15 protein-coding genes are annotated in these 15,185 nt (G+C 45.5%); 10 read left to right on the top strand and 5 right to left on the bottom strand.

What is annotated here, in order from left to right; genetic code table 11:
- Positions 1-9: 9 nt before the first annotated feature.
- Positions 10-1,317, bottom strand: coding sequence for a TolC family protein (locus UCH003_RS05925; RefSeq protein WP_060825796.1), 1,308 nt, complete (start codon positions 1,315-1,317; stop codon positions 10-12).
- A gap of 128 nt (positions 1,318-1,445) precedes the next feature.
- Here UCH003_RS05925 and UCH003_RS05920 point away from each other — a divergent pair, with 128 nt between their 5' ends.
- The 4 genes from UCH003_RS05920 to UCH003_RS05905 are packed head-to-tail and all read left to right on the top strand — an operon-like array spanning position 1,446 to position 6,381.
- Positions 1,446-2,561: an HlyD family secretion protein gene (locus UCH003_RS05920; RefSeq protein ID WP_231964820.1), complete on the top strand. Its 1,116-nt coding sequence runs from the start codon at positions 1,446-1,448 to the stop codon at positions 2,559-2,561.
- A 9-nt stretch (positions 2,562-2,570) separates the two neighbouring features.
- A complete protein-coding gene (locus UCH003_RS05915) occupies positions 2,571-4,187 on the top strand; it encodes an ATP-binding cassette domain-containing protein (RefSeq protein ID WP_039674918.1) in 1,617 nt (538 codons plus the stop codon).
- Positions 4,184-5,305: an ABC transporter permease gene (locus UCH003_RS05910; protein WP_060825795.1), complete on the top strand. Its 1,122-nt coding sequence runs from the start codon at positions 4,184-4,186 to the stop codon at positions 5,303-5,305. The genes UCH003_RS05915 and UCH003_RS05910 overlap by 4 nt, the downstream gene beginning before the upstream one ends.
- Positions 5,302-6,381, top strand: coding sequence for an ABC transporter permease (locus UCH003_RS05905; RefSeq protein ID WP_060825794.1), 1,080 nt, complete (start codon positions 5,302-5,304; stop codon positions 6,379-6,381). The genes UCH003_RS05910 and UCH003_RS05905 overlap by 4 nt, the downstream gene beginning before the upstream one ends.
- On the opposite strand, the gene UCH003_RS05900 is transcribed toward UCH003_RS05905, so the two are convergent.
- Positions 6,378-6,983, bottom strand: a complete 606-nt coding sequence (locus UCH003_RS05900; protein WP_060825793.1) for a MarC family protein — start codon at positions 6,981-6,983, stop codon at positions 6,378-6,380. The two genes, UCH003_RS05905 and UCH003_RS05900, sit on opposite strands and share 4 nt — an antisense overlap.
- A gap of 65 nt (positions 6,984-7,048) precedes the next feature.
- Here UCH003_RS05900 and UCH003_RS05895 point away from each other — a divergent pair, with 65 nt between their 5' ends.
- The 6 genes from UCH003_RS05895 (at position 7,049) to UCH003_RS05870 (ending at position 13,321) form a co-directional block, all read left to right on the top strand.
- Positions 7,049-7,663 (top strand): hypothetical protein, encoded by a 615-nt coding sequence (locus UCH003_RS05895; protein WP_060825792.1) that lies wholly within the window; start codon positions 7,049-7,051, stop codon positions 7,661-7,663.
- 5 nt (positions 7,664-7,668) lie between these two features.
- Positions 7,669-8,325, top strand: a complete 657-nt coding sequence (locus tag UCH003_RS05890) for a DUF1847 domain-containing protein (protein WP_060825791.1) — start codon at positions 7,669-7,671, stop codon at positions 8,323-8,325.
- A gap of 375 nt (positions 8,326-8,700) precedes the next feature.
- Positions 8,701-8,799 carry a twin-arginine translocation signal domain-containing protein gene (locus tag UCH003_RS13980; protein ID WP_348623511.1) on the top strand — a complete coding sequence of 33 codons (99 nt, stop codon included), beginning with the start codon at positions 8,701-8,703 and terminating at the stop codon, positions 8,797-8,799.
- 119 nt (positions 8,800-8,918) lie between these two features.
- Entirely contained in the window at positions 8,919-11,783 is a 2,865-nt protein-coding gene (locus UCH003_RS05880) for a formate dehydrogenase subunit alpha (protein WP_082709156.1), read from the top strand.
- Positions 11,784-11,792: 9 nt separating this feature from the next.
- Complete coding sequence (gene fdh3B, locus UCH003_RS05875) at positions 11,793-12,425, top strand: formate dehydrogenase FDH3 subunit beta (protein ID WP_041961705.1); 633 nt, start codon at positions 11,793-11,795, stop codon at positions 12,423-12,425.
- The gene (locus tag UCH003_RS05870) at positions 12,422-13,321 is read left to right on the top strand and encodes a formate dehydrogenase subunit gamma (protein ID WP_060825160.1); all 900 of its coding nucleotides are present in this window, start codon (positions 12,422-12,424) and stop codon (positions 13,319-13,321) included. Before fdh3B ends, UCH003_RS05870 begins: the two co-directional genes overlap by 4 nt.
- A gap of 76 nt (positions 13,322-13,397) precedes the next feature.
- On the opposite strand, the gene UCH003_RS05865 is transcribed toward UCH003_RS05870, so the two are convergent.
- Genes UCH003_RS05865 through UCH003_RS05855 form a run of 3 tightly spaced genes read right to left on the bottom strand, consistent with a single transcriptional unit; the run spans position 13,398 to position 15,154 of the window.
- Positions 13,398-14,204, bottom strand: a complete 807-nt coding sequence (locus UCH003_RS05865) for an HD-GYP domain-containing protein (protein ID WP_060825790.1) — start codon at positions 14,202-14,204, stop codon at positions 13,398-13,400.
- A gap of 9 nt (positions 14,205-14,213) precedes the next feature.
- Positions 14,214-14,591 carry a DUF1987 domain-containing protein gene (locus UCH003_RS05860; protein WP_060825789.1) on the bottom strand — a complete coding sequence of 126 codons (378 nt, stop codon included), beginning with the start codon at positions 14,589-14,591 and terminating at the stop codon, positions 14,214-14,216.
- Positions 14,588-15,154 carry a SiaB family protein kinase gene (locus tag UCH003_RS05855; RefSeq protein WP_231964819.1) on the bottom strand — a complete coding sequence of 189 codons (567 nt, stop codon included), beginning with the start codon at positions 15,152-15,154 and terminating at the stop codon, positions 14,588-14,590. The genes UCH003_RS05860 and UCH003_RS05855 overlap by 4 nt, the downstream gene beginning before the upstream one ends.
- Between the last annotated feature and the right edge of the window lie 31 nt (positions 15,155-15,185).

The raw sequence follows: 15,185 nt of genomic DNA, 5'->3' as shown, positions 1-15,185 counted from the left end.
TCGTGTTGGTTATAAATGCGGAAGCACTCTTGTTTCAAAAACACTCCAACCGCACAAAAGCCATAAGCGAGCCTTTTGGTTAAAAAGCTGACTCTCCAACGAAGCGACTTTGGCTTCGACGGCGGCACGGGAGGCGATCGCACGGGAGAGTTCGTCCGCGCTAATGAGTTGGTTGTCGAAACGTCCTTGCGAAAGAGCGGTGTAGGTATCGCTTGCACGAAGCTCTTCTTTGGCACTTTGCAGTTTGGCTTCAAGCGTATGAAACTCCAAAAAACCGTTTTGAATTTCTGTTTGAATCTCGCTTTGATACGCTGCGAGCTCAAAAGAAGCGGACATTTGCGTAGCTCGTGCCGCTTCAAGCGTTTGGCGGTCGCTCATACCGTTAAAAAGATTCCACGAAATACTCATTCCCGCATAGCTTTTATCGGCATTTGTATACCCGTCTCCGTTTAACGCCAACGAATCGCCTTGGTGTTTAATCGCACCGACAAGAGCGACGTTTGGATAGTATTTGCTTTGGGCAAGCTCGATGCTTTTATGCGCGACGTCGACGGATTTTTGCATCGCTTTCATATCTTCGCGCTCTTCCAACGCAAACGTTAATGCTTCATTTTCGCTCGGCGCGTGCATCTCAAGCGACGTTTCGTCGTGTAACGTGACGATTTTCGTATTTAACAGTGTTCCCAGTTGATTGAGGTACTGTTCGCGTAGGTTTTGGCGATCAATGAGTTGCGCGTGAATATCGTATTTTTTCGCCTCTATCGCAAAAAGTTCGCTTTGGGCTAAAAGTCCGTTTTCGTAGTAACCTTTGGCTTTTAAATAGGCTTTTTCGATGGCGTTTTCGGAACTTTTTAACGCGCCGATCGCTTTGGTTTCGGCAATAACGGCACTGTAAAGAGCCGTGGTTTGTAAGGCAAGGTTGCGTTTAAGATTGAAACGTTTTAAAGAGGCCTGTTCGCTTTCCAATTTGGCTTTGTCGATCGTTGCGGAGATCGCAAATCCGCTAAAAAGAGGGTACGTTAACACCAGTGCGCCCTCAAGGTGTCTGCGCGTACCTACCGGTGCGGTAATGCCCGAAAACAGAGGCGGCATATTGAGCGTCATCGTCGGCGTATCGTTCCATTCGATTGCACTTAAGGTCGCATCGAGCGAGGGTAAATTTTTTCCTTTGGCGGCTTGATACAAGGCTTCGGAAGCATTTTCAAGTGCTTGCGCGCTTTGGTAACGGAAGCTAGACTCCAAAAGGCTCAGCAATTCGCCGTAAGTCTGTGCAAAGAGCCATGCCGGTAGCATTGTCGAGAGAAACAACCATCGCATTATTACTCCTTTAAACGAGGGACGAATCGATAAAATGGTAGTCCTGCTTGGATTAATTTGCTCTTAATTAGGCAAAGTTATACCCTTTTCGTTATATAATTAAACGTGTGTCGAAAGAAGGAGTGCTTATGTTGGAAAAAATCAAACAGTATCGTTTAGGCGTTTTGATCGTTCTTTTGCTCCTCGGAGCTTCGGGATTCATTTTCATGAAACTTCGCACGCAAACACTCGCTCCCAATCTCGTTTTCGGCTCGGGGCGTATGGACGGCGATTTAATCAATCTGAATGCCAAGTATGCCGGGAGAATCGAACGTATCGATATTGAAGAGGGACAAGCCGTGCATCGAGGCGACATTATCGCCGTTTTGAAAAGCGATGAGTACGAAGCGCAAAAAAATCAAATCGAAGCACAAATCAATGCCAAAGAGACGGAACTAAACGTTGCGGAAACGACGATAAGCGAAACGTTGCGTCAGGCAAACGATACGATTCAAATTCGCAAACACCAGCACGAAGAGCTTGAAAAGAGCATTGCATCGCAAATACGCTCGCTCGAACAAGACAAACGCGATTTGGAACGCGTTCAAAACCTTTATGCACAAAACCTCATCGAAAAGCGTCAAATCGAAACCGCCGATTTAAAATACAAAACGGCTCACAATACGTTAGACGCGTTGTATCAAAAACGTGCGCAAACGTCTTTGGCGATTCAAGTCGCGAAAAGTGAGCATACGAAAGCGAATGCCCAACAACAAACGCTTCAGGCGATGCGCCAAAGTATCGATGCGCTGAGGGCTTCCAAACGTCAAATCGACGCCGTCTTGAACGAAATGACGTTACGCTCCTCTATTGACGGCGTCGTGGTTGAAAAAATCGCCAACGTCGGCGAAGTCGTGGGTGCGGGAAGCGTGGTGGCGACCTTGTTGGACCCTCGCTCGTTGTACTTGAAGATTTTTGTCGATACCAAAGAAAACGGAAAGCTACATGTAGGAGATGAAGCGGTCATTTTTTTGGATGCGACTCCGGATAAGCCGATAGCCTCAAACGTCGTTCGCATCGAACAACGAGCGGAGTTTACGCCCAAAGAAGTCAGCGTACCGAGCGATCGAATTCAACGCGTTTTTGCTTTACATGTCAAGCCCAAAGAGCCTCAGCCGACGCTTAAAATGGGATTGCCCGCGGTCGGCGTCGTTTCCATGGACGCGCAAGGGCTTCCGGTTCACCTCAAAAATGTTCCCGAATAAAGAGCCCTTATGCGACTTGTTGTTCGTGACGTAAGCGTTTTTCATAAAAATCGTTTGGGCATTGCGCATGCGAATTTTGAAGCGAACGAGGGGGAAATTGTCGGTTTTATCGGTGCGGACGGCGCGGGAAAAAGCTCCTTGATTCACGCAATCGCCGGCGTCATTGCATGCAAAGGAGAAATCGTTTTCGACAATCATACCTACCGTTCGTGCAAAGAGGCCGAACCGCTTAAAGCGCGTATCGGCTTGATGCCCCAAGGTATCGGACTTGTCTTATACGACATGTTAACCGTGAGCGAGCACCTACGTTTTTTTGCCGATATTCACGATCTCGTTCAAAACGAGGCTTTTGAGACCTATAAAACACGCTTGCTTCAAATGGCGGGTTTGGAAAAATTTCAAGACCGCCAAGCGGGGAAACTCAGCGGCGGAATGATGCAAAAACTCTCTTTAATCTGCACGCTCTTACATCGCCCGAAACTGTTGCTCTTGGACGAGCCGACAACGGGTGTTGATCCTTTGAGCCGGATCGAATTATGGGAAATCCTTGAGGAAATACGCCGAAGTGAAGGCACGATTTGCTTGATCAGTACCGCGTACATGCAAGAAGCGGCGAAGATGGATAAAATCTTACTTTTCGACGAACAAAAAATCATTGCGCAAGGTACTTCCGAAGCCCTTTTACAAACGGTAGAATCTTTATGTTACGACCCAGGTACCCCCTGTGTTGAACCGTGCATCAAAACCTTACAAACCCTTTACACGCTTACCCCGCTCGCATCCAAGTCGACGCAAACGCCTACGCTTGAGGCACTTTTTTTCGTTAACGCCTTAAAAAACGACAAGACGATGCCGCCGATCGTTTTAAGCGACAAAGAAAAAAGCGATTTTGACGGCGACGTTTTAATGGACGCCAAAGGCTTAACCAAACGTTTCGGAACTTTCGTCGCCAACGATAACGTTGATATTACCCTAAAAAAAGGCGAGATTTTAGGACTGCTCGGAGCCAACGGTGCCGGAAAAACGACGTTTATTAAGATGCTTTTGGGACTCTATCCGATTGACGGAGGCGAATTGCGACTTTTAGGCAAAACGATTCAAACACCCCAAGATCGACAAGCACTTAAAGCTTCCATCGGCTACGTAAGTCAACATTTTGCCTTGTATAACGATATGAGCGTACAGGAAAATTTGCTCTATTTTGCTTCGATGCGCGGTTTGCCGAGTGAAACGGCCAAAGAGCGCATCAAACGTTATGCGCAAGAGCTCGGTTTTGAAAACTATCTCAACGCCTTGCCTCCGGAGCTTCCTTTGGGAATCAATCAGCGTTTTTCCTTAGCTTCGGCACTCTTACACGAACCGGTGATCTTGTTTTTGGACGAACCGACTTCGGGTGTCGATGCCATTGCTAGGGCGCAGTTTTGGGAACTTTTGAAGTGTTTGAAAGAAAAATGGAAAATCGCTATTTTGATTACGACGCACTATATGAGCGAAGCGGAATTTTGCGATCGCGTCGTTTTAATGCGCCAAGGAGCGAAAATCGCCGACGATACGATAGAAGGCTTTTACGCCAAGCATCCTCAAGCGCATACTTTTGAAGAGATATTTTTGGAGTATTTTCGATGAAACTCTCCGTCGTTAAGGCTTATGTTCTCAAAGAACTGAGCGAAATCGTACGAAGCCGATTGATTATTATGGTCTATTTGATGCCCACGATGGTACTGGTGCTTTTCGGTTACGGAATTCGCATGGAAGTGACGGGGGCGCGTACCTTGATTATCGATTACGATCAAAGCCATTATTCACGCTTATTGATCGAAAAATTTGCACACTCAAAATATTTTACGGTTCAAAAAGAGCTTCGTTTAGAAAGCGAAGCACTTGATGCCATCCACCGTGCGCAAAGCGACGTGGTTATTATCATCCCCGAATCGTTCGAAAAACGTCTGCTTCACGGGCAAAAAATCCAAATCGGCGTCTTCGTCGACACGGCATTTCCGATGCGAGGTTCGACGATCGAAAGTTACGTCAAAGGCGTCGTTCTCAATGCGGCGTCTGCCATTCAAGAGCGTATGCTCGATCGCGATGCGCATACGATAGCCATCAACCAACGAACACTTTTTAATCAAGCGATGCGTGACGAAGATGCGATCGTCCCGGGATTGATCGGTTTGGTTTTATTGATCGCTCCGGCGATTTTAGCGGCATTACTCATCGTCAAAGAGAAAGAAAAAGGCACGATCTTTAACTTTTACGCTTCCGCGCTCTCCAAAGCGGAGTTTATCGCCGCCAAGCTAATTCCCGTTTTTTTCCTCCACTCGATCAATATCTTTATTCTCTTTTTATGGGCGACGTATTGGTTCGACGTACCGTTTCGAGGGAGTTTTTGGCTTTATTGGATCGCTTCTGAGCTTTATTTGGTCATTAGTCTTTCCATCGGTATGCTCATCTCTATCGTGACGCGAACGCAAATCGTTGCGGTTGTTTTGACGGTGATCGTGACGATTATTCCGGGATTTTTGTATTCGGGTATTTTGATGCCGATCTCTTCGATGGTCGGTTTTTCGCGCTATGAAGCACATATTTTTCCCGTAATGTATTACAACCACATTTTATACGACGTCTTTTTGGTCGGTGAAGGCTTGGCTTCGGCAAAAACGCAACTTTACCTCTTTATTTTGGCATTTTACGGGCTTTTCTTGATGGGGCTAGGAAGCTTGATCTTGAAAAAGGAGCTTCGATGAGGGTCTTTTGGACGGTCGTCGCGCGCGAACTCGTGCGTTTCATTCGTTCGTGGCAGCTGGTGCTCGTCGTTTTGTACGCTTTTACGATGGAAGTGTACATCGCAGGAAGCGGCATAGAACTGAAACCTCGCAACGTGGCGATCGGCTATGTCGACGAAAGCGGCGGCGGATTGAGCCAAAAACTCTTACACTATTTCCACGAACCCGAATTTTTGCCTCCCGTGGCGTTTCATTCCCAAGCAGCACTTTCGCAAGCCGTATTCGATAAAGAGATCATTTTAGGATTGATCTTCGACGAAGATTTTGAGCGGACGTTTCGTAAAAACAAACACGCGACGCTTAACGTTCTTTTAGATGCAACCGCCGCGTCACAAGCGTATACGACGCTGAGTTATTTGAGCAACATCGTGCTTAATTTTTCCGATACCGCCTTTAGCGTCGAGCTCGTCACGCACAAACTTTTCAACGAAAACGCCAATAACGCAACGTTTATGGCATTAACGGAGCTTTTGTCGATCACGACGATGCTCTCGGTCATTTTAACGGCGGTCGTCTTTGTAAAAGAGAAAGAGGACGGCACGTGGGATATTATGCTCTTAATGCCCGTCGATGCAAAAAGCATTATTCTCGCCAAATCGTTTTCCCAAGTTATTATCGTGATGATCGGCATCGTAATTTCGGTCGGATTTGTCGTTTTCGGAGCCTTTGACACGCCCATTCACGGCTCTTTTTTCGCTTTTTTAGTGTTAGCGTTTTTCTATGCGTTTACGGGAGCGGGTATCGGGCTTTTTGTCGCGGCGGTCGCCAAAGACGTGATGCAAGTCGCACAGCTCTCCGTCGTCATTATGCTTCCACTTATCTTTTTAAGCGGAGCGTGGACGCCTATTTATGCGATGCATCCATGGTTGCAAACGCTCTCTTTACTGTCTCCGCTTCGCTATTTCATCGAGGGAACGGAGAGTATTTTCTTTCGAGGAACACCCGTTTTGGAATTGTACCCTTACTTTTTGGGCGTTTTTAGCGTCGGAAGTATTTTATACGTGATCGGCTTTCGAAAGATCGGGCACCTTTTTTAACGCAAAAAGTTTTTGATGCCCGTGAAAATCAGTTGTGCCGAAAGAGCGGCAAGAACGAGTCCGGTAACTTTGCTAAAGACGATCAATCCGGCACGACCGATCAAACGTTCGATATGCCCAGAGAGATAGAGCAAAACGCCGATACTGCCGATGGCACACAAAAGCGCGCTTGATCCGAGTAACATGTCGTCAAAACTCTCGATGTCCGCACCCATAACCATCAACGCACCCACCGTTCCGGGGCCGACGGTAACGGGAATTGCCAAAGGAACGACCGCATGCTTTAAAATATCGGCTTTACATGTCGGTTCGGCGTTAATGTCTTTTTGCACGAGATCGACCGCCGTTAAAAATAAAAGTGCCCCCGCACCGATGCGAAAAGCATCAAGGGTAATACCGAAAAGTTCAAAAATGTATTTACCGAAAAAAAGAATAATCAAACAACTCGCAGCAATCGCAAACGTTACTTTAATCGCAAGACGTCTTTTATCGCTTTCATCGACGCCTTTGGTCATCGACAAAAAGATCGTCGTTACGAAAAACGGCGTCATAATAAAGAAAAACTTGACGTAAATCGCAAAAAAAGCCGAAAGATGAATCATAAAACCTCCTTAAAAAGCGTTGGCATTATAGCACTTTTTCAGCCGGGCTTTGGCAGAATGGAAGCATGAAAAAAGAGATCCTTTACTTACTCGAATATTTGGCAAAAAACCCGAACGAAGATGAAAAAGCGTTGTACGCTCTTTTACTTCAAACCCTCTCTTCGTTGGAACTGTACACGCCTACGAAATTTACGCAAGCGCAAATCCATACGTTAATGTCGCATCAAGGGCTCCACGATGCTTCGGGATTTGAAGCGAGCGTTAAAGCCTTTGATGATGCGTTGGACGCTACGATTCCTACCGCGTTACGCGAAGCGAAACAAAACCTTTTCGCGACGCTTTTGCATGCCAACTTTCCAAAAAAGAAAAGTTTTTTAGCGGTCTCTTTGGAATGCTTTCTTTTCCAACTAGAACCGGTCGAGAAAAGCATTTACGAGAATCTTCTTGCCTATGTTACGGCACTCAATCGCGCGTTGGGACTCTTTTTTGTCTTGGGAAAAGAAGCGTCTTCCTCGTTTACGCCGGAGCGGTTAGTCCTTTTCGGCGAAACCTTACATGTCAAACTTTTAGAGAATATTTTTCACGAAGAAGAGCGAGTACACGTACGCCAAGGATTAAAAGAGTTGCTCGGCGTCTACCTAAGCCTTTACGGCACATACCTTTACATGTCAAAAGGATAATCACCATGCATACGGAAGAAAAAGAGCTAAGTTGCGCCGAATGTGCAACGCTTAATTGCCATAAACACGAGAGTCGTTACCCCAAATTTTGCCTAACGAGCAATGTTGAAACGTCGATGTTAGACGCCTCCTTGGCATGCTACCAAGAAGAGGGGATGGATCGCACCATCGCTTTAGCCGCGGCGGAAATCGAAGGAAAATACTACGGAACGCTGACGCGCGTGGAAGAGATACTGGCATTTGCTAGACGTATCGGAGCACGCAAAATAGGCATCGCTTCGTGTGTAGGCTTGGTCAATGAATCTCAAATCTTCGCCGAAATCTTAAAAATCAACGGATTTGACGTTTTTATGGCGATCTGCAAAGTCGGCTCGCGCGATAAGATCGAAATCGGACTCCAAGAAGCGCAAAAAATACGCCCGAATACGTTTGAGCCGATGTGTAATCCCGTCTTACAAGCCAAATACATCAATAAAGCGAAAACCGATTTAAACGTCATTATGGGATTGTGTGTCGGACACGACTCTCTTTTTATCAAATACGCGCAAGCTCCGATCACGTATCTGGTCGTCAAAGACAGAGTCCTCGGTCACAACCCGATCGCCGCCTTGCATTTAACCAAAACCTATTATAAGAAACTTCTAACGCCGCGCGAACTTTAAGAGAAACCTTAAAAATCAGCCTAGCAATAACTTTTTACATTTTAAAAGTCATTATATATTTACCAATATAACGCTTAAATATTATTTTATAGGTCAACAAATATTTACCGTTTTAAGATGCGATAAAGTTATCAATCATTATAATGGTCTCGTTGTTCATGATATATGCTTACGGGGTAAGCGCACATACGTATCGTGAAGGATATATTTTTTTTAAAATTTATAGACTTCATTCTTATACCTCTATGTCTTTTTTCTTCCATTAACAACATTTTTACGTGCATAAGACGTTCATTGACGGTCAATGATACATTACCGTTTTATGCCAATTTTTCATGGCTATTTTGACATGTCAGCAAGTTGCAGGAGGAAATCGTGCACGAGAACAGAAGGGACTTTCTAAAAAAAGCCCTCGGGACGACGGCAGTGGTAGCAACTGCCGGTGCAAGCGGTGTTTTGGCAAGCTCGAAATAGAGTGCCAAAGGCGCAAACGGTGTCGTTTATGGGAAATCTCCGAAAAAAGAGATTTTGTATAAAGAGACGGATGCATGGAAGCTCTACTATAAGAGATCCTATTAATCACGGGAGATGAGATGAGTAAAACAGAAAACCCCATACTCTCCTCTAGCAAAATCGGAAGACGCTCATTTTTAAAAATGGCGGCTCTGGGAAGTGCTAGTTTTGGAGCGGGAAATCTTCTAGCCAAAGAAGATGCGATCAGAGAGGCGAGTGCGGAAGAGGTTAAAAACCCGTTCCCAGGCTCAAAAACGGTTAAAACGATCTGCTCGATCTGTTCGGCAGGTTGCGGCATCAAAGCCGAAGTGCATAACGGCGTATGGGTAAGACAAGAACCCGCACACGACCACCCGATCAGCGAGGGAAGCCACTGTTGTAAGGGTACGGATCAAATCGATTTGACCAAGTCCAAACAACGTATCAAGTACCCGATGAAAAAAGAGAATGGACAATGGAAACGTTTAACGTGGGAACAAGCGTTAAATGAGATCTCTTCTAAAATGTTAAAAATTAGAGAAGAGAACGGTCCTGACACATTGATGATGTTGGGTTCGGCTAAATTTAACAACCAACAATCGTATTACTTTAGAAAATTTGCCGCGTTTTGGGGCACAAATAATATCGATCACGTAGCTAGAATCTGACATAGCGCTTCTGTTGCCGGTGCGGCAAATACATGGGGTTATGGTGCTATGACAAATCACTTTGGTGATGTTGTTGAGAATTCTAAGTTAATTATGATGGTCGGAGCCAACTCTGCCGTTGCCAATCCAATCGGATTTAAACATTTCCTACAAGCCAAAGATAGAGGCGCGAAGTTGATCGTCGTCGATCCTATCTTTACAAGAAGTGCTGCTAAAGCGGATATTTACGTGCGTATTCGTCCTGGTACTGACATTGCGTTTGCCTATGGACTTTTACATGTAATCTTTAAAAACGGTTGGGAAGATAAAGATTTTATCGAGCATAGAACTTATGCGATGGATCAAATCAGAGCCGAAGCTGCTAAATGGACGCCTGAAGAGACCTCCAATGTTACCGGTGCTTCTATTGAGCTAATCCAACAGGTTGCAGAACTTTACGCTAAAACCAAACCCGCAAGCATTGCATGGTCACTCGGTATTACGCAACACTCTGTAGGAAGCTCCAATACGCGTATCCTTCCAATTCTTTCACTTGTTACTGGTAATGCGGCACGTCCGGGAGGCGGATGTAATATTATCCGCGGTCACGATAACGTTCAAGGTGCTACCGATATGGCAAACCTCTCTGACAGTTTACCGGGGTACTACGGTTTGGATAAAGCCGCATGGCAGTACTATTGTAAAACATGGGGTGTTAGCTTCGAGTCTATGCAAAACCGTTTCCACCCTGATCTTGACGATAAGGGTGAGCGTAAATGGATGCACGCCAAAGGTTTCTCACTTGCGAAGTGGTGGCAAGGTGTTTTACAAGAAGAAAAAACGACCTCTTCCGCTCCGATTCGCGTGCTTTGGGTACAAGGAACGGGAATTACCTCGATGTCTCAGCAGGTGAAAATCAAAGAAGCCATCGATAAGCTTGACATGTTAATCGTAGCCGAACCGTTTGTGAATGAAGCGGCAATTATTACCGATCGAAAAGACGGTATCTATATCTTGCCGGTTGCAACGCAATTTGAGTGCGAAGGAACGCTTTCTGCTACCAATCGTTCCGCCCAATGGCGTTCCCAAGTCGTTAAGCCGCTGTATGAAAGCAAAGCCGATCATGAAGTGATGTTCGAGTTTGCGAAAAAATTCGGATTTTACGATGAGTACGTCAAGGGTATGAAAATGCGTGCCGAAAACGGTAACGTCGTTCAGTATAAAAACGATTTTGTATGGCCGGACGATGCGGTACGTGAGATTGCTCGTACGGTTAAAAGTATCGGACTTTCCGGTTGGACGCCCGAGCGTCTGCGCAAACATCAAGAAAACTGGCATCTCTTCGATCCGTTGACGCTCAAAGGTCGCGGCGAAATGGAAGGCGAATATTACGGACTTCCGTGGCCGTGCTGGGATGAAAAACATCCGGGTTCGCCGATCCTTTACGATGCCTCTAAACCGGTCAATGAAGGCGGCTTGGGCTTTCGAAATCGTTTCGGTGTTGAGCATAACGGTGATAATTTACTTGCCGATGAAACCGTGACGCTTCCGGGACAAAAAATCCAAGGCGGTTACCCACAACTTACCAAAGCCAATATCGAAAAAGTGCTCGGTATTACGCTTAGTGAAGAAGAAAAAGCGCAAATGGGACCAAGTTGGGCGATGGACTTTAGCGGTATTATTCAAAAATACGCTCGAGAGTATGGCGTTTGCGTCTACGGAAATGCAAGGGCACGTACGATTGTTTGGGAATTCCCAGATCCCGTACCGGTTCATAGAGAGCCTATTCACTCTCCACGTTGGGATTTGGTACAAAAATATCCGGCACTACCGGATCAAGCCAATAACTTTAGGGTTGCAACACGTTACATCTCTGAGCAAACCAAACAAGACTGGTCCAAAGAGTTCCCGACGATCCTAACGTCTATGCGCTTAGTCAACCTCTCAGGGGCTGGTATGTTAGAGCGAACGAGTAAATACCTCTCAAGCATTACGCCGGAGATGTTTGCCAATATTCACCCAGATCTTGCTTCCAAATATGGCATCGAAGATAAGGGAATGATGTGGATTCACGCGCCTCAGGGTACGAAGATTAAGGTACGGGTTCACTACAACCGTAGCGTAACGCCGGATCGTATTTGTATGCCGTACAACTTTGCGGGTATTATGCAAGGGGTCGATTTGAGTGCAAATTATCCTGAAGGCGCACGTCCGTATACGATCGGTGAAAGTTCCAATACGATCGTTAACTACGGCTTTGACCCGATTACCCAAATCTCAGAGTTCAACGCGGGTCTATGCCGTGTGGAAAAAGCGTAAGGAGACACCATGGAAAATACCAATAGCCGATTAAAATTCTATTGCGATACGGATCGCTGTATCGAATGTTTTGCATGTGTGGTTGCGTGCCAAAATGCTCACGAATTACCCGTGGGCATTGCCCGCCGTAAAGTCGTGACGCTGGGCGACGGCGTCGAAGGTCAAGAGACGTCGATCTCGATTGCGTGTATGCATTGTGCCGACGCACCGTGCTCGCAAGTCTGTCCGGTGGATTGTTTTTATATCCGAGCCGACGGTATCGTGCTTCACGATAAAGAAAAATGTATCGGATGCGGATACTGCTTGTACGCATGCCCGTTCGGTGCTCCGCAGTTCCCGCGTGATGGCGTTTTCGGCGCCAAAGGGGCGATGGACAAATGTACGATGTGTGCCGGCGGTCCATTAGAGACCAACTCCGAACACGAGCGAGAACGTTACGGTCAAAACCGTATCTCGGAAGGTAAAGTACCCGTATGTGCGGCAATGTGTTCGACCAATGCGCTTCTCATCGGAACTTCCGAGAAAGTGTCCGAGCTTTACCGTACCCGTGTGCTCGCTCGCGGTCAAAGCAAAGAGGCGAACAACTCGTATATTTGGAATATGGCGTATAACAAACAAGGTAGAAAGGGGCTAACGCAATGAAGAAACGATGGATAGTACTTTTAAGCACACTGCTAAGTATGTCGTCTCTTTATGCCATTAGCGTGAGTCAATTCGATAGTCCGTTGTACGGAACGGCGATGCTCAATGCGATTCCCAATTACCATGCGTTTGGAGAAGTGTTTACGCTTCTTCAACGCGAATGGTTCTGGAAAGGCTTTTTGATCGCACTGTTTCTGGTTCCCGTTGCGGGAGGCATTCACTATTTACTGATCGGACCTAAAGTGTTTTCGCATCACGGAAAGAAGGTTTTTGCGTTTAGCGTTTTGATGCGCGTCATGCACAATCTTGCGGCCCTTTCGTTTTTAGTCATCGTGCCTACGGGCTTTGTTATGGCATTCGGAGATTTTTTCGGCGGCGGTATGTTTGTGAGGATTTGTAAGAACTTACACGGTTTGGCAACACCCGTGTTTGCGATTACGGTTCTTCCGATGATTATTGCTTGGATTAGGGATATGTTCCCTAATAACGACGACGTAAAATGGATGATGATCGTGGGCGGTTACCTCTCCAAAGAGAAAAAACCCGTCCCCGCAGGTAAGTTTAACGCCGGACAAAAAGCATGGTTTTGGATCGCGATGCCAGGCGGTATCGTGATGATTATTACCGGAGCGTTGATGTTCTTTTTAAACAAGGATCTCTCACCGGTTGCTACGATGTTGGGTATGAGCCAAATCGACCTGCTACGTCTCAGTGCGATCGTTCACAATATCTTAGGTATGGTCGTCGCTACGTTCTTTATGGTGCATGTCTATATGGCGGCGATTGCCATCAAAGGTGCGATTCATTCGATGATCACGGGTTATAAAGAAGAAGAGGAAGTCGCCATCCTTCACAGCTCTTGGTACAAGAAGCTCAAAGAAGAGGGCAAGGTTTAATTAGCCTTACATGTAGGCTTACATGTCAAAAGCAAAGCCCCGTTTTCGGGGCTTTGCACGATTTGGTGCGCTTTGCTTATGCAACAGGATCTTTAAACATCTCTCTGATATATAAAAATTCACTCAAGTTTTTGAAAAAAATATCAACGATTTTAGGGTCGAAGTGTTCCCCTCGTTCTTGATGAAATAAGTTAAAGATATCTTCGTCTTTCCACGCCGGTTTATAGCATCGTTGGTTTCCCAAAGCGTCAAAGACGTCTGCAAATGCGGTAATACGGCTGTATATATGGATATTGGCTCCTTTAAGTCCGCGCGGATACCCTTGTCCGTTAAATTTTTCATGGTGTTCGTAGGCGACGATTGCCGCCGTTTGGAGGAGGGGGCGATGCGAATGTTTTAACATGTCATAGCCAAGCTCCGTATGTTTTTTCATGATTTCAAACTCTTCGGGCGTGAGTTTGCCTGGCTTATTTAAGATGGCGTCCGGAATGGCGACTTTGCCTATATCGTGCATCGGACTTGCTTGTTTGAGCATCTCGGCATCGTGTTCGCAAAGCCCGTAATGCAAGGCAATTAGCTTTGAGTATTCGGCAACGCGACGCACATGGTTTCCCGTCTCTTTGCTACGACTTTCACCGATCGAACCCATCGTAAAAATAACCTCTTTTTGCGTCTCTTCAATCTCTTGCTGCAAAGCTTCCACTTCGGCAAATTTACGCTGAAGTTCGTCGTACTCTTGCTTTTGACGCTTATCGGCTTTGGTCATAATTTTTTCATGACGTTGAATATCTTTAATCAGTTTTTCCGTTGTTTTATCGAAATTGACGCGTAAGAGTTCCAATTCAACGATCAAAGGGTTTTTAATCACTTCATGTTGTTCCATGCTATGCCTCTATTTTGCAATCAGATGAATCGTAAGATCGGTAAAATCTTCGATAAAATCTTCGCCCGCTTCTTTGGCACTATCATTTTCGCGATCAAAAATCCAATTGACGGTGATATTGAAATTTTCTTTATTCGCATCTAAAATATCGAAAAAATCGAAGAAGAGTTTGGAGCTACTGGAATTAAAATAGGTAATTTCGACATTAACGGTCAACGAATGAGGAGCATTTGGCTCGGTAAAATACGTTCGGAGCCAATGCAAAATCGGCATGTAAAACTCAAACGTATTTTCAGGGTACGATTTGCCTTTAATGTTAATTTCCCCATAAGTCTCCAATGAAATTTCAGGAGTATATTGCGTGGCTTCAACTTTTAAATTATTCATATCAATGCCTTCCCTTGTGTTTTAATAATAGCTTTCATGCGAAAATAATACCTCTTTTCACTAATTTGTTCAAACTCGTAGGAGAGTTTATCGCTTCGTTTGGCAATTTCGTAAAACCCGATACCTCCGCCTTTATGATGCGCTTCGCTACCGCTTTTTCGAAGCTCTCTGTACCGCTGTTTAATCGTCTCTTTATTCATTAAAACGAGTTCGGCAAGCTTGGGCAATATCTTTTCTTTATCTTCAAGCGTGATGATATTTTGACTCAAGACGTAATAGTGCTTTTGCTTGGGACGCTTGCCTACAAGGATCAAGCCCTCAGACTTATGGGAAGAGGCTTGTTCGTTTTTGGATTTAGAGTAGTTCATCATATTTTGTGCCAATTCGATAAAAATCGTAAAAATATTCGTCGACTCGTTCATCCCCAAATCACTCTCTTTTGCCTCTTTTTCCAAAGCTTCCGTCATGCCGGCAATCAGCGTTTGCGATAAAAAACCGCCGTACGCTAAAAAGACGATACCGTCTTTTTCGATTAATTTTTTAACGGTGTTGATGTCTATCATCGCAAACGCTCCTTTTTGCTTTTGATGAAGA

Origin of the sequence: Sulfurospirillum cavolei (genome assembly GCF_001548055.1) — a bacterium.
Taxonomy (GTDB): Bacteria; Campylobacterota; Campylobacteria; order Campylobacterales; family Sulfurospirillaceae; genus Sulfurospirillum.
The sequence above is the reverse complement of the archived record's forward strand: the minus strand, read 5'-3'. Positions and strand labels throughout refer to the sequence as shown.